17 protein-coding genes and 1 pseudogene are annotated in these 21,573 nt (G+C 40.2%); 5 read left to right on the forward strand and 13 right to left on the reverse strand.

Going from position 1 to position 21,573, the window contains the following annotated elements:
• Nucleotides 1-530: 530 nt before the first annotated feature.
• The 5 genes and pseudogenes from BEN71_RS15635 to BEN71_RS15655 all read right to left on the reverse strand — a co-directional run.
• Nucleotides 531-3,104, reverse strand: a pseudogene (locus BEN71_RS15635) (type VI secretion system Vgr family protein); the annotation flags it as partial.
• Between the two features lie 226 nt (nt 3,105-3,330).
• Nucleotides 3,331-3,768 carry a DoxX family protein gene (locus tag BEN71_RS15640; protein ID WP_227542620.1) on the reverse strand — a complete coding sequence of 146 codons (438 nt, stop codon included), beginning with the start codon at nt 3,766-3,768 and terminating at the stop codon, nt 3,331-3,333.
• 95 nt (nt 3,769-3,863) lie between these two features.
• Nucleotides 3,864-4,550: a hydrolase gene (locus BEN71_RS15645; RefSeq protein WP_068975160.1), complete on the reverse strand. Its 687-nt coding sequence runs from the start codon at nt 4,548-4,550 to the stop codon at nt 3,864-3,866.
• Nucleotides 4,551-4,679: 129 nt separating this feature from the next.
• Nucleotides 4,680-5,117: a GNAT family N-acetyltransferase gene (locus tag BEN71_RS15650; RefSeq protein WP_068975161.1), complete on the reverse strand. Its 438-nt coding sequence runs from the start codon at nt 5,115-5,117 to the stop codon at nt 4,680-4,682.
• On the reverse strand, nt 5,117-6,337 hold the full coding sequence (locus BEN71_RS15655; RefSeq protein WP_068975162.1) for a class I SAM-dependent methyltransferase: 1,221 nt from the start codon (nt 6,335-6,337) through the stop codon (nt 5,117-5,119). Before BEN71_RS15655 ends, BEN71_RS15650 begins: the two co-directional genes overlap by 1 nt.
• Before the next feature lie 128 nt (nt 6,338-6,465).
• Here BEN71_RS15655 and trhA point away from each other — a divergent pair, with 128 nt between their 5' ends.
• Nucleotides 6,466-7,110 carry a PAQR family membrane homeostasis protein TrhA gene (trhA, locus tag BEN71_RS15660; protein ID WP_068975163.1) on the forward strand — a complete coding sequence of 215 codons (645 nt, stop codon included), beginning with the start codon at nt 6,466-6,468 and terminating at the stop codon, nt 7,108-7,110.
• Nucleotides 7,111-7,249: 139 nt separating this feature from the next.
• Nucleotides 7,250-8,560 carry an MFS transporter gene (locus tag BEN71_RS15665; RefSeq protein WP_068975164.1) on the forward strand — a complete coding sequence of 437 codons (1,311 nt, stop codon included), beginning with the start codon at nt 7,250-7,252 and terminating at the stop codon, nt 8,558-8,560.
• Nucleotides 8,561-9,014: 454 nt separating this feature from the next.
• On the opposite strand, the gene BEN71_RS15670 is transcribed toward BEN71_RS15665, so the two are convergent.
• The 7 genes from BEN71_RS15670 to BEN71_RS15700 form a co-directional block, all read right to left on the reverse strand.
• Nucleotides 9,015-9,680, reverse strand: coding sequence for an RluA family pseudouridine synthase (locus BEN71_RS15670; protein WP_068975165.1), 666 nt, complete (start codon nt 9,678-9,680; stop codon nt 9,015-9,017).
• Between the two features lie 144 nt (nt 9,681-9,824).
• Complete coding sequence (locus BEN71_RS15675; protein ID WP_068975166.1) at nt 9,825-11,765, reverse strand: acetyl/propionyl/methylcrotonyl-CoA carboxylase subunit alpha; 1,941 nt, start codon at nt 11,763-11,765, stop codon at nt 9,825-9,827.
• Between the two features lie 278 nt (nt 11,766-12,043).
• Nucleotides 12,044-12,880, reverse strand: coding sequence for an enoyl-CoA hydratase/isomerase family protein (locus BEN71_RS15680; RefSeq protein WP_068975167.1), 837 nt, complete (start codon nt 12,878-12,880; stop codon nt 12,044-12,046).
• 29 nt (nt 12,881-12,909) lie between these two features.
• Nucleotides 12,910-14,067, reverse strand: a complete 1,158-nt coding sequence (locus BEN71_RS15685) for an acyl-CoA dehydrogenase family protein (protein ID WP_068975168.1) — start codon at nt 14,065-14,067, stop codon at nt 12,910-12,912.
• 133 nt (nt 14,068-14,200) lie between these two features.
• Nucleotides 14,201-15,814, reverse strand: a complete 1,614-nt coding sequence (locus BEN71_RS15690) for an acyl-CoA carboxylase subunit beta (protein ID WP_068975169.1) — start codon at nt 15,812-15,814, stop codon at nt 14,201-14,203.
• A 54-nt stretch (nt 15,815-15,868) separates the two neighbouring features.
• On the reverse strand, nt 15,869-16,753 hold the full coding sequence (locus tag BEN71_RS15695; protein WP_068975170.1) for an SDR family oxidoreductase: 885 nt from the start codon (nt 16,751-16,753) through the stop codon (nt 15,869-15,871).
• Nucleotides 16,754-16,974: 221 nt separating this feature from the next.
• Nucleotides 16,975-18,765 (reverse strand): acyclic terpene utilization AtuA family protein, encoded by a 1,791-nt coding sequence (locus BEN71_RS15700; protein WP_068975171.1) that lies wholly within the window; start codon nt 18,763-18,765, stop codon nt 16,975-16,977.
• A gap of 166 nt (nt 18,766-18,931) precedes the next feature.
• On the opposite strand from BEN71_RS15700, the gene BEN71_RS15705 reads away from it, so the two are divergent.
• Genes BEN71_RS15705 through BEN71_RS15715 form a run of 3 tightly spaced genes read left to right on the forward strand, consistent with a single transcriptional unit; the run spans nt 18,932 to nt 20,375 of the window.
• On the forward strand, nt 18,932-19,531 hold the full coding sequence (locus BEN71_RS15705; RefSeq protein ID WP_068975172.1) for a TetR/AcrR family transcriptional regulator: 600 nt from the start codon (nt 18,932-18,934) through the stop codon (nt 19,529-19,531).
• Nucleotides 19,528-20,022, forward strand: a complete 495-nt coding sequence (locus tag BEN71_RS15710; RefSeq protein WP_068975173.1) for a GNAT family N-acetyltransferase — start codon at nt 19,528-19,530, stop codon at nt 20,020-20,022. Before BEN71_RS15705 ends, BEN71_RS15710 begins: the two co-directional genes overlap by 4 nt.
• Nucleotides 20,022-20,375: a VOC family protein gene (locus BEN71_RS15715; protein ID WP_068975174.1), complete on the forward strand. Its 354-nt coding sequence runs from the start codon at nt 20,022-20,024 to the stop codon at nt 20,373-20,375. Before BEN71_RS15710 ends, BEN71_RS15715 begins: the two co-directional genes overlap by 1 nt.
• Here the strand turns inward: BEN71_RS15715 and BEN71_RS15720 are convergent.
• Nucleotides 20,364-21,533: an acyl-CoA dehydrogenase family protein gene (locus tag BEN71_RS15720; protein ID WP_068975175.1), complete on the reverse strand. Its 1,170-nt coding sequence runs from the start codon at nt 21,531-21,533 to the stop codon at nt 20,364-20,366. The genes BEN71_RS15715 and BEN71_RS15720 overlap by 12 nt on opposite strands.
• Between the last annotated feature and the right edge of the window lie 40 nt (nt 21,534-21,573).

Below are 21,573 nucleotides of genomic sequence, written 5' to 3' on the forward strand. Positions count from 1 at the left end.
ATTGTGAAACCATAACAATGCATCTAATTTTGTTGCAGATGTACGTAACTTATTCACTAAAATATCTGTTTTTTCTAGAATAGCTCCGACAGGAACATCTGGTACTGCATCTAAGTGGAATCCTGCTTGTTTTTCATCATTGATTCTTTGTGCAAATACAGGATTCTTTCTTGTTACACTTGCTATATATTTTTGTGCTGTTGCTTGATCAGCAGGCACACTATAGGTACTATCAGCAAATATAACTTCATTTTCATATAACTGATAGGAAACTTCAGCTTTCATTAAAGTATCACATAAAAAAGATTTTCCTTCTTGTGGTAAGACTTCTAAATTATTGATATTCTGAGTTTGAGCATTTATATAACCAAAATTATCAGACTCTGTTAAAACAATTTCATCATTATTTTGTATTATTCTGACTTGCCTATTAGGAAGAATTTTTTTCGTTACACTATCTACTAAAAGTTTTTTCTCAATTGCTTCGTCTAATTTCAACAATGGTAATAATTGTAACTTATCGTTTACACGTCCTCCCCCAATAAACTTATGCTGCCCCGCTTTCACCTCAAACATAGCACCCGTTGTGACAAACACACCTGAACCGTTAATTTTCAGTTGTGAACCACCAGCTGTAAGTGTAATTTCCTTTGGACTCTTAAATTTAATCACATCCTCAGTTGAAATAATTTGAATACCTTTACGTGCAATCAAATCTGCACCATCACCTTGTGCTTGAATCTCAACTTTACCTTTCCCTGCAAAAAACCTTGCACCCTCTTGCGCTGCAAATAAACTGATCTTAGAACTTGCATGACCAATCAATGATTTCTGCGTAGAGATATTGATACTTTCCCCTGCACTATGACTGATTTGTTTATCTGCTGAAATATGAATATCTTCATTGGTGGCTAAAGCAATCGAATTAGGTGCTGCAAGTACCATCAAGGCTTGTTTAAATGCATCGGCTTTGTCTTTTTCACCTTTTTCGATTTGATCAAGAAATTGTTTTAAGTTTTCTAGTACTTCTAGTGGATCGGTCTTTTGATTCTTCGCAACTTCGCTTAAGGCTTTTGAGTTGTTTAGACTGCTTTCAAGTTGTTGTTTAGCTTCTTTGGCATCGAGGTGTGTACCTGTTACTTGATCTTGTTTGTATGTACTTAGGAGTAAGCCTTGTCCTGCACGTACTGCACCCCATTGATCTGTTCTGAGTTCAAAGCCCTCTCCTCGTCCATCACTGGTATCTTTGTCTTTAGGATGACTCAGGTTTCCGAGGTTGAGTTGGCTTGCGCCATGACTATTTTGTAATTGAGTGGATATTTGCCCTGTGGTGTCATCAAAACGTAGTTGTCCAAAGCCTTCACCTTGGTATTCTTTGGAACGGATGCCCGCGAGTTTTTTGGTGTCTGGCAATTGTCCTTTGTTATCGAACTTCGTTGGACTGCGTTGGGCTTCGTGGATTCGTCCTACGACAAATGGACGATCGATGTTTCCTCAAAGAAGTCGATAACAACGATTTCACCGATACGTGGTAGGAATCTTGCACCGTAGCCTTCGCCTGCCCATGGGGTAAGGACATCGACCCATGCGGAATCAGTATCGTTGTCATTTGTTCCTGCACCACCATCGTGTCCATGGTCTTCTGTTCGAGTGAAGAGGAAGCGTACTTTGATACGCCCCCATTCATCGACATGGATTTCTTCTCCACTCGGTCCTACTACTTTGGCACGTTGTGGATGGGTTGTTGGGCGGTGTTGGAGTGGATTGTATTCGGGTACGGTGGTGATGTTGCGTCGTTGTACTGTTAGGCTATTGGCTTGACGTTCTGCTGTTGTGTTGTCTGTGCTATTTGTATTTTGAGTTGTGCTTTGTTGGGTATGTTTCGGTACCCAATTGCTTTCTTGTAGCAGTTTGTTGATCTGTTCTGTTAGATCTTTGGGTAGGTTGTTTTGGTTGTAGTAGTTTTTTTCGGTGATCAGAAATTCTTGATCTGAGCCACTGTGTTGGTCGATCTCTGGGTGTTCGGTGAATTTGAACCAGTAGCCGACTTGTGCATCGCGTACGGTTGAGTTGGCAATAAATTGTTTGGATTGGCTGTTGTAGTAGTCACTGAGGTTTTGATTCAGTTTTTCAATTTGGCTGTTGTTGGATGCTGTAGCTTGGTCTTCACCATTGAGGTCTTGCATCCATGCAGGGCTGATATGCCATGCTTGTTCTAAGCCTAAACTTGCATTGTCTTGGTTGTTGCTGTGTTGGTGTTTGCTTTGGACACTGCCTGCGCCTTCTTCTTGTTCTAAAGCATCAGCTTGCCAGCGTTGGACGTGGACGGCTGTGGGTTGTAGGCTGCGTTGTCCGATAAAACTGGTAATGCTGTCTTGTTTTTCTGTGGCACTGCTACGGTGATAACGGATATTTCTGCGGTCTAGGGCTTTGTATTGGCTATTGTCATCAATGAGGCGAAGTTTTTGGGCTTGGATTTGTGTTGCTGAATTGAGTACTTGCAATTGTGCTTCGTCAATCAGCCAATTGATGCCTTCGCTACGCATTAAACGAGTGAGAAAGTCGTAATCGCTTTCGTTACTTTGCATGATGAATGGGCGGATGTCGTAGTCTTTTTTTAGTCCGCTTTTATCTAGACTTAGGCTTGATGCGAATAAAGGGCTTTTGTCTTGCCATTCTTTAAAGATGGTTTCGATGGCTTCAACTGCCGATTTGTTCATAAACACACGGCTGTTTCGGCGTTTGTGCCATAGTGAGGTGGCATCTTGTAGTTTGAGTTTGTAAATCGTCAGTGAACCGTCACTTTGCCCTTGAGCTGCTTCGGTAATAATGCCTGTGGTTCGGAACAGTTGTCCTTGATCAGTCACTTGGTCAATCGCAACTTGTGTACCAATGAATTGTTTCAGAGGAATGGTTGCAGATGTTGATAGGCAAATCAGTTCAGCAGACACGCCTTGATTCAGCGCGTGTTGTCCGTCGATGCGTTGTAAGTAAACCTGTTGGTTTAAGTCTGTATTTGTAAATTGGATATGAATGGCACGTTTTTGGGCGGTAAGTCCAAGTTGATCCAAGATTTTATTGATGCTGTTGACTAAGCTGTTCATTTTAATAATTGCTTTGGTTCAAATTTTTTAATTAGCCTCTACTATAAACGATTACTTAATGATATTCATCTAATCCAGTAAATTTCCAATAAAAAACCAACAACAACTTAGAATTTAAAATCAAATAGTTACAATTAGGTTTTAAAGAAAATCTGTCTAAAAAACTTAATCCAAACAATCAACAAAAACTTAATATAATTCAATTTTTCAAATAGATATCATGGATTTAAGTCTTATAATTCGGTGAATTTTTACGCTTATAAAATTCAGCCACAATCACAGCGAAAACTAAACCACCAATCAGTGAAAAATGTTCTTGTACAAGAGCTAAATCTAAAGCACCTTGCTCAGCGGGCATTTCCCAAAAACGATGGGCAATTGGAATAGTTGCTAATGTAAATATGCTAAGTGCGCCTGCGCCTAACCAAATCCAGCGACCACCGAGAATCACAAGTAATGAACCTAATAATTGCACCAGAATCGTCATACTGACAAATAATGCTGCAGGTTGTAAATTAAAATGAGCCATTTCAGCCATTGCCACATCAAAATGAAGGATTTTAGTCAATCCACTGATCCAAAATACTGAAGTCAGTAAAATTGCGATTGGATAATAGACCCAATGTTGCGTGGTCATCTGATTGATTATTTTTTGAATGAACATCATAAGTTCCTCTGCATCTTTGTCGCGATAACTCAGTCATTATTTTCATTGGCTTAGAATAAGAAAGGCATACTGATGTATGCCTTTCGATAGTTTTATTTCGCTGCAACAGGTGCGATCACTTCGTGTTTTGACGCTGTACGCTCTGGTGCTTTATGAACCATGGTGTATGCATAATCTACGCCCATACCGTATGCGCCAGAATGTTCACGGACAATATCCATCACTTGATCATAAGTATCACGTTTCGCCCAATCACGTTGCCATTCAAGCAAAACTTGCTGCCAAGTTACAGGAATCACACCTGCTTGAATCATACGTTGCATTGCATAATCATGCGCTTCTTTGGTTGTACCACCTGAGGCATCTGCAACCATGTAGATTTCATAATCTGTGTCATGTAGTGCGCTTAAAGCAAATGTTAGATTACATACTTCAGTCCAAAGACCAGACACAATAATTTTTTTACGGTTATTTTTAGCGAGAGAATCACGGACTTTTTGGTCATCCCAAGAGTTCATTGAAGTACGTTCTAAAAGTGGTAAGTCTGGGAAAACATCTAACAGTTCAGGATAAGTATGTCCTGAGAAGCTATCTGTTTCTACTGTAGTAATCGTTGTTGGAATATTAAAAGCTTTCGCCGCTTTGGCTAATCCCACAGTGTTATTTTTCAATGTTTGACGGTCAATCGATTGTACGCCAAACGCCATTTGTGGTTGATGATCAATGAAAATGATCTGTGAGTTCTCAGGTGTTAATACTTCTAAAATTGACTTGTTCATGTTTTACATCCTTAGGTAAGTTCGTTCTGTTTACTAAGATATAAAAATAATTAATCACGAACAGCGCCATTTTTAGAACGATGCTTCTCCAATTTTGCGACATTATTTAGAATTTCTACAAAACAAGATTCAATTCTCTAGAATATTCATAGACATATCGATATGTGGAATCCCACAATCTAGGTATTCTTCACCTGATAATTGAAAACCTAAATTTTCATAGAATTTTGTCGCATAAACTTGTGCAGATAATTTTAATTGCGAACGTTTTTGATCTTTTGCAACCTGAATAATCTGTTGCATGAGTAATTGCCCAATCCCTTTACCACGATAAAGTTTAAGCACAGCAACACGACCAATACTGTTGTTTTCTAATAATCGTGCTGTGGCAATCGGTTGATTTTGATCATAGACGATGAAATGTAGTGACACTGCATCTTGCGCATCCCATTCATCATGTTCAGCAATATTTTGTTCTTGAATAAAGACTTCGCTACGGATCAGTTTTGCATGGTGTTCTAATTCAGTCCAAGATCCTGATTGAATTTGATATTTTGACTCATTCATTAACACTTACACCCAATATCTTGTTGATCCCATTGATTATTCAGCAACAATTCTAAAGATTGTTTTTGAATACCGTACATTTCTTTCAAGGCTTGAATTTGCGCTAAAACAGCTTGGTCAGGCTCAGTAAAATCTTTGCGTTTGGTTGCCAAAATCATTTTATTTTTACTGGTATGCTCCAAAGCTACGAATTCAAAAACTTTGGTTTCATAACCATAAGCTTTGAGCAATAAAGCGCGAATGGTATCGGTCAGCATTTCCGCCTGTTGCCCTGCATGAATACCAAACTGCAACATCGGTGCAAGCACTTTAGGGCTTTGTAATTGTGGACGTAATTCTTTATGGCAACACGGCGCACACATGATCATTTGTGCATTTAAGCGAATACCTGTGTGAATCGCAAAATCCGTTGCCACATCACATGCATGTAGCGCAATCATTACGTCTAAATGTTCAGGATGATAAGTTCTCACATCGCCTTGGAAAAAGTCCAATTGAGAAAAATCAGAGGATTGCGCAACGTCTTGGCAAAACTTGACCATCTTATCGTTCAGCTCAACACCTGTTACAAATGGCGTTTGACCGTGTTTCGCTAAATAATCGTATAAGGCAAAGGTCAGATAACCTTTACCCGAACCAAAATCAACCACTTTAAGTGCATGATCATGTTGTTGAATTTGCTCTAATGCGCCTGAAAATATTTCAACAAACTTGTTAATCTGTTTCCACTTACGCGCCATGCTTGGGATAATCTGCGCTTTAGCATCGGTAATGCCGAGTGGTTGTAAAAAATAACTATTTTGATCGACATAACGATGTTTGCTACGATCATGCCCTTGTTGTTCAGTTTTCTGAGTGCTTGCCTGTTTATTTTTACTGACGGTTAATAAGGCTTTCTTCTTATTTTTCTTTAATTGTGTTTCGGCTTCATGGGTGAATAAATTGGCTTGCTTACAATGTTCTGCAAGACTTTGAATCGTGGTTAATGCTGCTGCAATTGGATAATTTTTAGTAACATCATTGGTCTTATAGCGATACAAGCAACTTAATACTGATTCATTTTGTAGTTGAATGACGCGAAAGGTCATTTTTTCTAAATCAGCCAACTCACCCTTATATTGACTCAGAATCAAACGGTCTAAGCTTTGATGATCAAGCGCTTGCTGTACACTTTCAAAAAATTGTTGTTCCTGAATGGACAAGCTCGCAACATCAGACATAATCAAAACTCACATTAATTCAGTTGACCATTTTAAAACGTCTTATCATAAAGGTAAAACTGGATTACTATAGAAAGCAATTTATATACAAGTGTACTTTTAGGATCGCAATTGAGGAAAATTATCCTATGCCGACCAATAAAATGCTCCACACCTATGCTCCACAAGAAGAAAGAATCAATGCGCTGAGTCATGCTTTTGGCGCTGTATTAGCCGCGATTGCAACGATTTTTATGCTGATCAAAGGAAGCTATTTAAATAGTGGGCAATATTTTGGACTGATTATTTATGGTCTGAGTATGATTTTATTATTTTCTAGTTCAGCGATTTATCATTTTGCAGTCGATGAAAAAAAACGCCAGTGGTATAAAAAATTAGATCACACTGCGATTTATTATTTGATTGCAGGTACTTATACCCCTTTTTTAGCCATCGCCATTCCAACAGCGAAAGCACATTATTTATTGATTGCACTTTGGGTGATTGCGTTGATTGGAACACTATTCAAATTAATTTTCATTCATCGTTTTGAAAAAGTTTCACTCATCGCTTATTTAGTCATGGGATGGCTCGCTGTCCTTGTGATGGATGACATGAAACACTTTCTAAAACCCGAAGCTTTAAAATTATTAATCATTGGTGGTCTAGCTTATACGATTGGTGCATTGTTTTATGCCTTAAAAAGAGTAAGATATACCCATGCTATTTGGCATATTTTTGTTTTGATTGGTGCAGGATCACACTTCCTTGCGATCTATCTTTACGTTATTTAATTCTTTGCTATTCAAAATTCAGCGACCCTGAATGAGTGGAATCGAGTTTACTTCGTTGTTTTTTTAAGAAATTACGCCTTTTTTAAAAAGATTACGCTTGAGAACTATTGTTTACTTTTTTCAAAGTGTAAGGTCTATCATGGCGTCATCAACTACTGCTACTCCCGAAATTCAAACAAATTCCAAAGCTCGCGTTCTTTTCGCAAGTCTGGTTGGCACAACAATCGAGTTCTTCGATTTTTATATCTACGCAACTGCTGCTGTCCTTATTTTCCCACATCTGTTCTTCCCTGCAAGTACAGATCCAACGACTGCTGTCATTCAATCTCTCGCAACTTTCGCAATTGCATTCATTGCACGCCCAATTGGTGCGGCATTGTTTGGTCACTTAGGCGATCGAATTGGTCGTAAAGCCACGCTTGTAGCCGCTTTATTGACCATGGGTATTTCAACTGTCTGTATCGGCTTGCTTCCGACTTATCATCAAATCGGTCTCGCTGCGCCACTGTTACTTGCACTTTGTCGTTTAGGTCAAGGTCTTGGTTTGGGTGGTGAATGGTCTGGTGCTGTTCTTCTTGCAACAGAGAATGCGCCTGAAGGTAAACGTGCTTGGTATGGCATGTTCCCTCAACTCGGTGCACCCATCGGCTTCATTCTCGCTACAGGTTCATTCTTGACCCTTGGTGCATTTATGTCTGAAGCAGATTTCATGCAATGGGGCTGGCGTATTCCATTTATTGCCAGTGCAGCATTGGTGATTGTTGGTTTATGGATTCGTTTGAAATTACATGAAACCCCTGCATTCCAAAAAGTTTTAGACAAGCAAAAAGAAGTGAACATTCCGTTTAAAGAAGTGATTACCAAGCACTCAGGCATGTTATTCCTTGGCACAATTGCGGCTGTGTGTACCTTTGTGGTGTTCTATTTAACTACTGTATTTGCGCTGAACTGGGGGACAACGAAGCTCGGTTATAGTCGTACAGAATTTCTAGAATTACAATTGGTTGCGACACTATGTTTCGCTGCATTCATTCCACTTTCAGCAGTATTTGCAGAGAAGTTTGGTCGTAAAGCAACTTCAATTGGTGTTTGTGTAGCCTGTGCATTATTCGGTTTAGTATTCTCATCAATGCTTGAATCTGGTAGCACTCTAGTTGTGTTCTTATTCCTTTGTGTAGGTTTAGGGCTAATGGGAATGACTTATGGTCCGATTGGAACTGTACTGTCTGAAATTTTCCCAACCTCTGTACGTTATACTGGTTCAGCTTTGACCTTTAACTTAGCAGGGATTTTAGGCGCATCGTTTGCACCTTTGATCGCGACAAAACTTGCAACAACTTATGGTTTATACGCAGTAGGTTATTATCTAACTGCAGCATCAATTCTTTCACTTTTAGCTTTCTTGGCAATTCGTGAAACCAAACATGATGACGTAAATAACCAAGTTTGATTCTGTTTTTTACTGAAAATAGAATGACGAAAGCCTGCGAATCGCAGGCTTTTTTATGGTTTTTAATATTATTGACTGATGTTAACAATAAGTGTTTTTGGACACTTTTATTTTTTAAAATTTATAGATAAAAGTTAAATAGAAAACAAGTGTTAATATTAATCAACCGTTGCAGATAGTGGTTCCAATTCCTATGGTGCTATCGCGTTAGGCGACATGGATGTCGCCGTTGGACAAGGGTGACAGGAGTCCCCTTTGTCCAACAAAGGATTTTGGTTACTTTGATCCCTCAAAGTAACAAACGCCTACACAAAGTCAGGTAAACTATACAAAGTAGCTAGAGGCTGTGCCAATCCTTGAACATTGATTAGCAGGTGTAATCCAATAATTATATTTTGAGCACATTCAATTTTTGAAAATTACAAACATAAGTTCGATAAGTAAAATATAGTTATCAAAACTCAGGCTCACTCACAATTTCAATCAACTCATTTGAAAATGGCTGCATAAAAGACAAATAACTCGCATGCAACGCCATACGCGTTAAATCCGTTTTAAACGGTTCAGGATGATACAACTTATCTCGCATAATCGGATGACCAATATATTGCATATGAACACGTAACTGATGCGAACGCCCTGTGATTGGAGTTAATAACACACGACTCACATCTTTTTCACTATCATAACCAATGCATTCAAATAAAGTCTGAGAAGGCTTACCCAATTCGAAATGCACAATTTGACGTGGACGATTCTCCCAATCGGTAATGAGCGGAACTTCAACACTGCCATTGCTGTTGATTTTCCCTTGCACCAAAGCAATATAATTTTTTTTAATGGTTCTCGCCTGAAACATCTTACTGGCTGCCACTTCTGCATCACGATGTTTAGCGAATAAGAGAATACCCGATGTTGCCATATCCAAACGATGGGTAATTTTAGCATTTGGGAATAGATCTAATACTCGAAAATAAGCACTGTCATGATGTTCAGCTAAACGCCCAGGTACTGAAAGCAATCCTGCAGGCTTGTTGATCGCAACAAAATCTGCATCTTCAAAAATAATATCAAGTGGATCTAAAGGCGGCTGATAAATAAAGCCATCATCAATGGGCATGTGAAAGGGATACTGGGAAATAATTGCCGAAAAATAACAACTGAACTAGTGACTGTCAAGCGAGTAAGAATCAGAGATTTTAAATCGTAAAGTGCTCTCTCCCTTTTTAGGAGAGAGTTAGATAGTCAATATTTTGAATCAATATCAAGCCTGAATATTCAAAACCAACTGACGTTTTTTCACCTGCTGTCCGACTTTTCCGATGATCTCTTCTACCACACCATCCACATCAGATTTAATCTGTTGCTGAATTTTCATCGCTTCCAAAATCAACAAAGTCTGACCTTTAGCGACTGTATCACCAGCATTGACGAGAATATTGATAATTGCACCATCCATCGGTGCACGAATCTTACCATCCCCTGCCACATCAGAAGTTTCAGGTGGTGCGTAGGTTGTATTCTCAATCGCAATATTGCCATTCACCGCATCTAAAAACAGATTATTTCCATCCAGAACATAATCAATTGAACGGCGCACACCATTGGTGTCGTAGACCAATTTTTGTGCAGTTTGCTCAAGAATCTGTATGGTAGAGGTCTGCCCACAAATCTCTACTTCAACTTGATTTTGATCACGTTTCACAGAAAGCTGTAATTGCTGTTCATCGTGTTTCAATTTTAAAGGTAGTGATAATGCAATCCCTGTATTCCAGCTACTTTGGCTTGAAGCATTGGTAAATAAAGCGGCAGCAATCGCTAAATGTTCTAAGCCCAACGTTTGTTTATGTAGGCTGACATCATCTTGGAAATGCTCTTGAATAAATGCCGTGTTGGTATCACCTTTGACAATAATTGGGTGTCTTAATAAATTGACCAAAAATTGCTTATTGCTGTTCACGCCTAACAACACACAATCATCAACAGCGCGTGCCAATAAACGAATCGCATCCTGACGCGTCTTGCCATAAGCAATGACCTTTGCCACCATCGGATCATAGAATGGGCTAATTTCATCCTCTGTTAATAAACCATGATCAATCCGTACATTTGGTAATTCTGCGGGTAACCAACGTTGAACCTGCCCTGTTTGTGGCAAGAAGTCTAAACGCGGATCTTCAGCATATAAACGCACTTCAATCGCATGACCTGTTAACGTCAATTCAGACTGTTGTAATGGCAAAGTTTCACCATAGGCGACTCGAAGTTGCCATTCAACCAAGTCCAAACCTGTAATTAACTCCGTTACAGGATGTTCTACTTGCAAACGTGTATTCATTTCTAAGAAATAAAATTCACCTGAAGCATCCAATAAAAACTCGACTGTTCCTGCACCAACATAGTCACAAGAACGTGCAGCTGCAACTGCTGCTTCCCCCATTTGTTGACGTAAAGCATCTGTCATCACGGGACACGGCGCTTCTTCAACCACTTTTTGATGACGACGTTGAATCGAACAATCACGTTCAAATAAATACACATAATTACCATGCGTATCACCAAAGACTTGGATTTCCACATGGCGCGGTGCAATTACGGCTTTTTCTAAAATCAGTTCACCTGAACCAAAGGCATTTTCAGCTTCAGAACGTGCCGTTTTCAATGATTCGACAATATCGGCAGCGCTTTGCACCAAACGCATGCCTCGTCCACCGCCACCCGCCGATGCTTTGACCATAAGCGGATAACCAATTTGATTGGCTTGTTGTTCTAAATGGGCAATATCTTGCTGATCGCCCTCATAGCCAGGCACACAGGGTACACCTGCTTGAATCATGGCAATTTTAGATAGGCGTTTACTGCCCATCAATTCGATTGCAGGCGCAGGTGGTCCAATAAAGGTGATGCCATTTTCAGCACAGGCTGCCGCAAAATCAGTATTTTCTGAAAGAAAGCCATAACCAGGATGTACGGCATCAGCCCCTGTTTTTTTACAAGCTTCGATAATATTTTGAATCGACAGATAGGATTCTGAAACTTTGGATGCGCCGATGTAAACGGCTTCATCTGCAACTTTTACATGGCGTGCATTGCGATCTGCATCGGAATAGACAGCAACCGTTGCATAACCCATTGCTTTTGCTGTTTTCATGACGCGAACAGCAATTTCACCACGATTCGCCACCAATACTTTTGAAAATGCCATTCTCGTTTTCCCTATTCTTTGTTTTATACTTTGACAATATTTATTGAATAAACGTCTACAATAAGCTGAATTTGGAATAAATCATTAATTCACAATGGAAATTCCCTCTCCTGAGCAAGTTTTAAAGCACTGCTTTAAAATGAAGCGCAAGTGAGAGTTAGGGGAGATTTACTTATTCCCCCTCATCCTAACCTTCTCCCAAAGGGAGAAGGAACGTTCCAAACAAAGCTCCAATTGTGATAAATATTCAATTTTTGAGTTCTGAAAAATGCAATGACCTACTCACCACCAAACCAATTTGGATTGCGTTTTTGAATAAATGCCATCGTGCCTTCCATACCTTCTTCACCACCCACCGCATTGGCAAACTGTTGTGCAGCATCATTCAATAAACTATTCAACGGTTCATTTAAAGTTCGATGTAACAATGCTTTGGTGACACGAGAGGCTTGAGGCGCAGTACGTTTAATTTGCTGAATCGTTTCAGACAATAAAGCCTCTAAACCCTGCTGACTCTCGACCACTTCATGCACAACACCGACTTTCAATGCAGTTTGCCCATCAAATCGAGTACCCAATAAAGCCAAACGACGTGCTTGGGTTAAACCAATTCTTTTCACTACAAAGGGTGCAATTTGTGCAGGGATCACCCCTAAACCTGTTTCAGGTAAACCAAATTTTGCATCTGCAAGGCTGATCGCAATATCTGAAACACATGCCAAGCCAAAACCGCCACCGAGAACAGCACCTTCGAGAATTGCCACCACGGTTTGTGGTGCTTGATCAACTTGCTGAATCATGTGTCCAAATTGACGATTAAAATCGACATAAGGCTGATTTGAACCTGCAGTCGCAGCTTCCCCACGCAGTTGAGCCATGTCTTTAATGTCACCGCCTGCACAGAAATGCCCACCTTGACCACGCAGGATCACCGCACGAATCGACAAATCATTTTCAATCGCTTTAAACACCTGTTGAATGGCTTTAACCATATTCAAACTCATCGCATTGCGACTTTCAGGTCGATTCAGCCATAGGGTTAAAATACTGCCATCTTGTTCCAATTGAATACTGTCATCAAATTGTTGGGTGCTCAGAGAAGCTGAAAGTGTCATATTCATTCTCCCAATTTATTTATATTCAGTTACTTACGTTTTAATGGAAGAATATCCATCAATTTACAAATAATGCCGAGCATGATTTCATCCGCACCACCACCAATTGAGCCTAAACGACCATCACGATACAGTTGCGATGCAGGGTTATCCCACATAAAGCCATTACCACCCCAAAACTGTAAGCAACTGTCAGCAACTTCACGGGTTAAGCGCCCTGCTTTGAGTTTTGCCATGGATGCAATTTCAGTCGCATTGCCACCTTCCAAATGAATTTGACATGCACGATAGGTCAAGGCACGTAAAGCTTCCACTTCTGTCATCATTTCAGCAAAACGGAAATGTACATATTGATTGTTGATTAATGGCTGTCCAAAAGTTGTGCGCTCTTTGGTATATTCAATGGTTTGCTTAATCACATGCTCTAAACCACCAATCGCATTGGCAGCCGCCCACATGCGTTCCTCTTGGAACTGCATCATTTGCATCATAAAGCCCATACCTTCCGCACCCACGAGATTGCGTTGTGGTACACGAACATTGTCAAAATACACTTGAGCGGTTGTGGTTGAACGCATACCGAGTTTATTCAACGGCTCTGAAAAGCTAATTCCTGCTGCTTTTGCAGGGACAATGATCATGGATTTATTGACATGTGGTTTGTCATCAGAGGTATTTGCTAATAAACAAAAGAAATCCGCTTGTAGTGAATTGGTAATCCACATTTTGCTACCATTGATAATGTAATCATCACCATCTTTTTTAGCCGTGGTTTTAATGGCTGCAACATCTGAACCCGCATGAACTTCTGAGACGGCAATTGACGCAACATATTCACCCGCAATCGCAGGGGTTAAAAATTCACCACGTAATTCTTTACTGCCAAAACGTGCCAAGGCAGGTGTCGCCATATCGGTTTGCACACCAATCGCAAGCGGAACACCCCCACAAGCTGCGCGACCTAATTCTTCTGCAACCACGAGATTATAGGAATAATCTAAACCTAAGCCGCCATTTTCCTCAGGTTTACAAATGCCGAGTAAACCTAAGTCTGACATTTTCTTAAAAATATCATGGATCGGAAAACGCCCCTCCGCTTCCCACGTTGGAATAAATGGATTTAACTCAGTTTCAACAAACTGACGTGTGGTACGGCGTAGCGCTTCATGTTCTGGTGTAAATTTCATGGTGTTGTCCTTTTTATTTCCTGAATTTTTATTTATTAACCTCCCTTGCGAAGCATTGCTTCTCACCTCTTTACAAAAGGGGGGGAACTCCTCCCTTTACAAAGGGAGGTTGGGAGGGATTTTAATTAAGCTCTTAAAGCCTCGACACCCCAAATCGAATTGGATTCGGTTCACGATGTTCAGCTTCATAAATAGTTTCCAATAAGAAGATCAAAACCTTACGTGTATCTCGAGGGTCAATGATTCCATCATCATGCAACATGGCTGTGTTGAATAAAGCCGTGGATTGCTGTTCGAGTTTGGTAGCTGTACTTTGTTCTAAGAAATCCAACATTTGCTCATTCGGTTCCATTCCCGAAGCTTTTTGTTTTCCTTCCGCAACGATACGTAAAACTTTGCCTGCTTGCGCAGCACCCATCACGGCGACATGCGAATTTGGCCATGCGAAAATGAATTGTGGTGATAATGGGCGTCCACACATTGCATAGTTGCCTGCCCCATACGACCCTGCGACGACAATTGAAATTTTCGGCACAGTGGTATTGGCAACGGCTTGAATCAACTTAGAACCATGTTTGATAATGCCGTTCTGTTCGGCATCTGTTCCCACCATAAAACCTGTCGTATTGTGTAAAAACAATAATGGACGTTTGGTCTGCTCACACAGGTGAATAAATTGTGCGGCTTTAGTTGCACCTTGTGGCGTGATCGGGCCATTATTGGTAATAATCCCGATATGTAAGCCGCCAATTTTCGCCCAACCACATACGGTTAAAGCATCATATTCAGACTTCACCTCAAAAAATTCAGAATCATCGACAATACGTGCAATGACGTCTTTCATATCAAACGGTTGCTTCGGACTTGCAGGAATAATGCCTAGCAATTCTTCAGCAGAATAACGTGGTTCTTTATATTCAAGATTGAGATTTTTGGTCTGTTCTTTCCAATTTAAATGCTCAAAGACTTCACGGGCAATACGAATGCCATCAGCATCATTTTCAGCTAAAAACTCAGCTGTACCTGCCACTTGTGCATGCATTTCTGCACCGCCCAATTCTTCTGCTGTTGCTACCTCACCTGTCGCAGCCAAAAGTAATGGGGGACCTGCCAAGAGCATTTCAGTTTGTTTCCGCACTGCAATCACATAGTCCGACAAGCCTGGTTGATAAGCACCGCCTGCTGTTGCATTACCATGTACCACAGACACTTGCGGTAAGCCTGCCGCAGACATACGTGCTTGATTGGCAAAGGTCATTCCACCTGCAGTAAAAACTTCGGCTGCATAATTTAAATTGGCTCCACCACTTTCGGTCAATGTCAGCATTGGTAATTTTTGTTCAAAGGCAATTTGCTGAATACGAAGCGTTTTTTGTACGCCCATTGGCGACATGGTTCCGCCTTTGATGGCACTATTACTCGCGGAAACTAAACAGCGGACACCACTGACGAAACCAATCCCTGAAATAATGCCACCGCCTGCATCTGAGCCATCTTTATCATCATGCATGCCATAGCCCACCAAACCGCATAACTCCACGAATGGCGAATCAGCATCTAAAGCTAGACGTACACGTTCATGTGGTAGAATTTTGCCTTTCTTATCGAACTTTGGCTTTGCCGCATAAGACTTTTCAATGCTCTTATTTTGCACAGCACGAATTTCAGCAATCTGTGCAAGCAATGCTTCTTTATTCTGATTAAATTGCTCACTACCCACAGCAATTTCGGATTGGAGAATGCTCATTTCTTTTCGTCCCTTTTTTTAATCCTTATTTTTCATCTTGCATTTGAATCGCATTTAGTCCGCTTGATCCATCTGAGCTTTCAACACATCTGGAATAAAGGCACGATGGAATCCATTAAAAGAAACACTATTGGTCGCATCAGCAAGTGGATACATACGTGTGCCTAGCGATGCAGCACCATCAATACGGATGGTCATTCCTGAAATAAAACCCGCAGCTTCTGAAAGTAAATAGACAATCGCAGATGAAATTTCTGACTCCGTACCCATACGTTTGAGCGGAACATTACCTGCCAAACTTGGAATAATAAATTTGGCAAAATCACCCGTGTAATTATCCATGCCTGAGGAAATAATCCATCCTGGTGCAACACAATTTACTCGAACACCTGAACGTCCCCATTCCACCGCAGCCGTTTTAGTCAGGTTATCCACACCTGAACGTGCTGCCCCTGAATGTCCCATGCCTGGCATTCCGCCCCACATATCGGCTGCCATATTGACGATGCTACCGCCATTTTTCGCCATCCATTGGTTATAGGCTTCTTTCATCAGATAGAAAGTTGAATGTAAATTGTTGCGAACCACGGCATCAAAACCATTGGCTGAAATACTTTCCAAATTTGATGGAAATTGCCCACCTGCGTTATTCACCAAACCATCTAACTTGCCAAATTTTTCAATCACTTCGGCAATCATGTCTTTGACTTGTTGTTCGTCACGGTTATCACAGACGATAAAATGAACTTTGCCACCATCTTCTTGAATTTCTTTACTGACATTTTCAAGCTTTTCAATTTTGCGCCCCGTGATCACCACTTGTGCGCCCAAAGCTGACAACTCATGTGCAGTACAACGACCAATTCCTGAGCCACCACCTGTCACGATAATCACTTTGTCTTGAAAAGCATCTGATCTAAATATTGAGTGATATTGCATTTTTTATTTCCAATTTGTGTTCTTTGAATTTCTTAAATCCCTCCCCTTGCGCAGTAATACTGCTCACCTTTGAAAAAGGGAGGAGTTCCCCTCTTTATTAAAGAGGGGCTAGGGGAGATTTTTTAGCTATATAATAACATTTCAGTTAATCATCCCTCCCCTTGCACAGTAATACTGCTCACCTTTTCCAAAGGGAGGAGTTCCCCCTTTATTAAAGGGGGTTAGGGGGATTTTAAACTTGCAGGAATTTTCACCTTCATATCCAACAACTGCTGTGCAAAAGCCTTACCTTGCGGATCAATGCGTAAACTGGCAATTCCACCACCACCCAAAGCATTTTCAAGCATGAAATTCAATGCATTAAAGCCTTCAATTTCATAACGAATCACCTTGCTTGTTTCAGGATTCAACACATGTTGCATATACTTCGCGACATTTTCTTCCGTCAAATTGGCACGAATCCATGGTAAATATTCAGCCTTACGTGCAATCACCCCGATATTGCTGTGATTACCTTTATCGCCACTTCTCGCATGGGCAATATCGACCAAAGCCACTTCGACTTCATCCCCTTTGAATAGAGCAACATCACCTACAGCAAGTTGGGTAAATGATTGGTCTGCTGAACCTTGAGGAATCTGCACGTTTTGACGCTGACCATTGATATCAATTTCAACATTCAGTTTTGATTTATCAACAAGGAAAGAGAAAAGTTTAATTACAGGTGAAGCTTTTGGACGACCACCGACAATGCCTGCCAATGCAGGCGCCATCCCTGTAGAAGCTTGCGCAATTTCAGAAGCAAAGAACATACACGCTTCTTTAAACATATGCTTCACTGCAATTTTCACCACAACTTCACGACTATCTAAATGTTTTGCATTTGCACCATAAGTACTTTCAATTCCAAGTATTTCAACTGATTTTTCTTGAAATGGCGGGACTGAACGCAGTGCTAAAACACGTTCGCATTTCGTTAAAATTGCATCGGCAATGACTTGGGCTTTTTCAGGCGCTTCACGTCCTGCAATCAAGAAACTGACCAAGACCCGATAACCATCAGGATAAGTCGCACTGACTTTATATTGTTGCGTTGGCGCACGACCTTTTGTACCTGTCACCAAAACACGATCTTCACTGACTTGTTCTAATTTGACTTGGCTAAAATCAGCAGTCACATCAGGCAGTAAATAGGCTTGCGGATTGCCAATTTCATAAACAATTTGTTCAGCGACTGTACCAACAGACACTAAACCACCTGTACCATTCGGTTTAGTCACAATGAATGAAGCATCTGCTTTCACTTCAACAATAGGAAAGCCCATATTGTCAAAACCTTTAACCAAGCGCCAATCAGTAAAATTTCCACCCGTACATTGCGCGCCACATTCGATGATATGCCCTGCCAATGAACCTTGCGATAATTTATCGTAATCATCTAAAGCCCATTGATATTCATGTAGTAATGGAGCAAGTACCACAGCGGAATCCACCACACGCCCTGTAATCACAATATCTGCACCTTGATCAAGCGCATCACGAATTGGCACTGCACCAAGATAAGCATTACAACTTGCTAAATGACTTGGTAAATCCTCGCCATTAAACATTTCTTTAATATTTTGATTTTTTAATTCAGCTTGGTTTGGCATCAGGTCATCACCTAAAACCACAGCCACTTTTAAATCCAAACCTTGAGATTCAATGACTTTTTGCAAAGCATCACGACATGCCAATGGATTCACTCCACCTGCATTGCTGATCACTTTAATTTTTTTATCACTGATTTTTTTAAGTAATGGCGTCATCACACGGCTGACAAAATCGAGTGCATAACCATGTTCAGGATTAGTCATCATGGCTTTTGCCATAATCGACATGGTAATTTCAGATAGATAATCAAAAACCAAGTAATTGATGTCAGACAAATGTACGAGCTGAAACGCTGCGGTATTGGTATCGCCCCAAAAGCCTGAAGCACACCCAATTTTGACTATACGCTGATCTTCCATTGTTATACCTCATTCGTCCCGAACTTGTTTTCATTGTTGTGCATAAAATTTATACTTTAATCTACCAAGCAAGCGCTTGGTTTGTAAAGTGCAAAATGCTATGCTGAATTGGCAAATCTGTTAATTTTCATGTCAAATGATCTTCTACCAAGGATGACAACCCACGATGATTGCGACTTCGATCACTGAAATTGAACCTATTGCTTGTTTTGATGACAGCGCGCGTGGTCGTTTGTTATTGGGTGCTGCGTATTTGTTTCATAAGCAAGGTTATGCCAAAACCACAGTGAGAGAACTTGCAAATTTTATTGGAATTCAATCAGGTAGCTTATTTCATCATTTCAAAAGTAAAGATGATATTTTGGCGAATGTGATGCATGAAACCATTATTTATAATCATGCACGTTTGCTCGATGCGATCAATCAAGGCAATCATCCTGAACAACAATTAAAAAATCTGATTAAAGCCGAATTGGTGTCGATCACAGGCGATACGGGTTCTGCGATGGCGGTTTTGGTTTATGAATGGTTTGCGCTCTCTACAGAACGTCAGAATGAATTACTCAAGTTACGTAATGATTATGAAAATATTTGGCTCAATGTGATTGAAGAATTAAAAGTGTTGGGCAAAATTCAGCATGATGCTTTTATTTGGCGTAGATTGCTTGGTGGTGCAATTGCTTGGACAGTGACGTGGTATAGACCTGATGGAAAAATTTCTTTAGATGAATTGACTGAACATGTTTTGGATATGGCGTTAAAATGAATATTGTCTACTTAAGAAAACCAAAAATTTCAGACTTAAAAGAAATTGAATTGGCATATAAAAATAGCCAAGCACTACATCAACCTTGGACGTTTCCACCCATTGATTTTCAAAGTTATTTACAACAAGAAGGTCGATATTTTCTCTGCTTAAGTAAAACTCATCAAATTATTGGAACATTCAATATCTCTAATATTGTCCGTGGTTATTTTCATTCAGCCTATTTAGGTTACGAAATTTTTCATCCCTATCAAGGAAATGGCTATATGAAATTAGGGTTAAAATTATTATTGAATGAAGCCTTTCAAGTGATGAATTTGCATCGTTTAGAAGCCAATATACAACCTGAAAATATTGCATCAATTCGTCTTGTTGCAGGTGCAGGTTTTATCAAAGAAGGTTTTTCTAGACAGTATTTAAGAATTGGAGGTAAAGATTGGAAAGATCATGAACGATGGGCGATTATTAATGAAGATTGGAAAGAAACATAATGCTAATCAATCTAGTCATTTTAAAAGTCCAAGATATTGAACGAACTCGCCAATTTTATAGTCAGTTTGGATTGGTTTTCAAATCAGAACAACATGGAAATGGTCCTGAACATTATTCATGTAATCTCAATAGATTAATCTTTGAAATCTACCCTGCTTTGGATGATCTCAGTAATTTAACGCAAAACATAAGATTAGGTTTTCAAGTCGAAAACCTATCCCAACTTTTTACAAATATCACAGATATAGAAAAAATTATTTCCCCACTACAAAACACGCCTTTTGGATTTAGAGCTGTAATAAAGAATAATGATGGACATGTGATTGAATTTACTGAAATATCAAAACGCTAATTGCTTACTAATCAAATCTTTCATAATTTCCTCTGCACCACCACCAATCATATTCACCTTTACTTCACGGTAAATACGCTCAGATTTCGTACCTCGCATAAAGCCCATGCCACCAAGCGTTTGCACAGCAGCATCTGCACAAAACTGCATCGTTTGTGTTGCGACATTCTTCGACATACAAATCTGTGCAATTAAATCGCAGCCTTGCAATTCCGCTTTACCCATACGATAAGCCGTATCTTCCAACAAGGCACGCGTTGTGGTTAATCGTGTGGCCATATCCACCAACTTATGACGTACCACTTGGTGATCAACCAAACGCTTAGCAAAAGTTTTACGCTCTTTCGACCATTCCAAAGCCTCTTGATAACACACCAAGGCATAACCATACGCCATCGAAGCCAACCAAAAACGTTCCATATTAAAGTTTTTCATGATGACTTTAAAACCCGCATTTTCCTCACCCAAAAGATTTTCAGCAGGCACTTTCACCTGATCAAAATGCAAATGCGCTGTGTCCGATGCCCACCAGCCCATTTTCTTTAAAGGTGATTTCGTAATGCCCTCACTATGTGCATCGATCAATAACATCGAAATACCATTTGCACCTTTGATTTCAGGATGAGTTCGTACAGCAACCGTGTAATAATCCGCACGCATTCCCGAAGTAATAAAGGTTTTCTCACCACTAACAATGTAAAAATCACCCTCACGAATGGCTTTGGTCTGTAATGCCGCAACATCTGAGCCACCACTCGGTTCAGTGATCGCCAATGCAGAAATCTTTTCACCTGAAATAATTTGTGGCATGACTTTGTCACGAATATGTGGTTGTGCAAAATGATGAATCGGCGGTGTTCCAATGGTATGAATCATGAGTGAAATATGCACCCCACCTGAACCTGCTTTGGCTGTTTCAACCGCAGCGAGGAATACATGAAATGCATCTGCATCCGAAATACCACCATGCTCATCATCAAAGCCTAGCCCCAATAAACCAATTTCAGCCGCTTTTTGGTAAAGCTCGCGTGGAAAGGTTTCAGCTTCATCCCATTCATTCACATAAGGTGAAATTTCTTTTTCTACAAACTTTTTAACACTGTCTGCAAAAGCACGATGTTCTGCGGTGTAGTAAATCGGGTTATTTAAATGATCCATATTTATTCCCTGTGTTCTTTCCATATTTTTGTTTTACGTC

This window comes from Acinetobacter wuhouensis, assembly GCF_001696605.3.
Lineage (GTDB): Bacteria > Pseudomonadota > Gammaproteobacteria > Pseudomonadales > Moraxellaceae > Acinetobacter > Acinetobacter wuhouensis.

What these genes read in the sequence shown, in the direction of transcription:
- BEN71_RS15640 (WP_227542620.1), bottom strand. Translation starts at nt 3,768, where the DNA reads ATGTTCATTCAAAAAATAATCAATCAGATGACCACGCAACATTGGGTC.
- BEN71_RS15645 (WP_068975160.1), bottom strand. Translation starts at nt 4,550, where the DNA reads ATGAACAAGTCAATTTTAGAAGTATTAACACCTGAGAACTCACAGATC.
- BEN71_RS15650 (WP_068975161.1), bottom strand. Translation starts at nt 5,117, where the DNA reads ATGAATGAGTCAAAATATCAAATTCAATCAGGATCTTGGACTGAATTA.
- BEN71_RS15655 (WP_068975162.1), bottom strand. Translation starts at nt 6,337, where the DNA reads ATGTCTGATGTTGCGAGCTTGTCCATTCAGGAACAACAATTTTTTGAA.
- trhA (WP_068975163.1), top strand. Translation starts at nt 6,466, where the DNA reads ATGCCGACCAATAAAATGCTCCACACCTATGCTCCACAAGAAGAAAGA.
- BEN71_RS15665 (WP_068975164.1), top strand. Translation starts at nt 7,250, where the DNA reads ATGGCGTCATCAACTACTGCTACTCCCGAAATTCAAACAAATTCCAAA.
- BEN71_RS15670 (WP_068975165.1), bottom strand. Translation starts at nt 9,680, where the DNA reads ATGCCCATTGATGATGGCTTTATTTATCAGCCGCCTTTAGATCCACTT.
- BEN71_RS15675 (WP_068975166.1), bottom strand. Translation starts at nt 11,765, where the DNA reads ATGGCATTTTCAAAAGTATTGGTGGCGAATCGTGGTGAAATTGCTGTT.
- BEN71_RS15680 (WP_068975167.1), bottom strand. Translation starts at nt 12,880, where the DNA reads ATGACACTTTCAGCTTCTCTGAGCACCCAACAATTTGATGACAGTATT.
- BEN71_RS15685 (WP_068975168.1), bottom strand. Translation starts at nt 14,067, where the DNA reads ATGAAATTTACACCAGAACATGAAGCGCTACGCCGTACCACACGTCAG.
- BEN71_RS15690 (WP_068975169.1), bottom strand. Translation starts at nt 15,814, where the DNA reads ATGAGCATTCTCCAATCCGAAATTGCTGTGGGTAGTGAGCAATTTAAT.
- BEN71_RS15695 (WP_068975170.1), bottom strand. Translation starts at nt 16,753, where the DNA reads ATGCAATATCACTCAATATTTAGATCAGATGCTTTTCAAGACAAAGTG.
- BEN71_RS15700 (WP_068975171.1), bottom strand. Translation starts at nt 18,765, where the DNA reads ATGGAAGATCAGCGTATAGTCAAAATTGGGTGTGCTTCAGGCTTTTGG.
- BEN71_RS15705 (WP_068975172.1), top strand. Translation starts at nt 18,932, where the DNA reads ATGATTGCGACTTCGATCACTGAAATTGAACCTATTGCTTGTTTTGAT.
- BEN71_RS15710 (WP_068975173.1), top strand. Translation starts at nt 19,528, where the DNA reads ATGAATATTGTCTACTTAAGAAAACCAAAAATTTCAGACTTAAAAGAA.
- BEN71_RS15715 (WP_068975174.1), top strand. Translation starts at nt 20,022, where the DNA reads ATGCTAATCAATCTAGTCATTTTAAAAGTCCAAGATATTGAACGAACT.
- BEN71_RS15720 (WP_068975175.1), bottom strand. Translation starts at nt 21,533, where the DNA reads ATGGATCATTTAAATAACCCGATTTACTACACCGCAGAACATCGTGCT.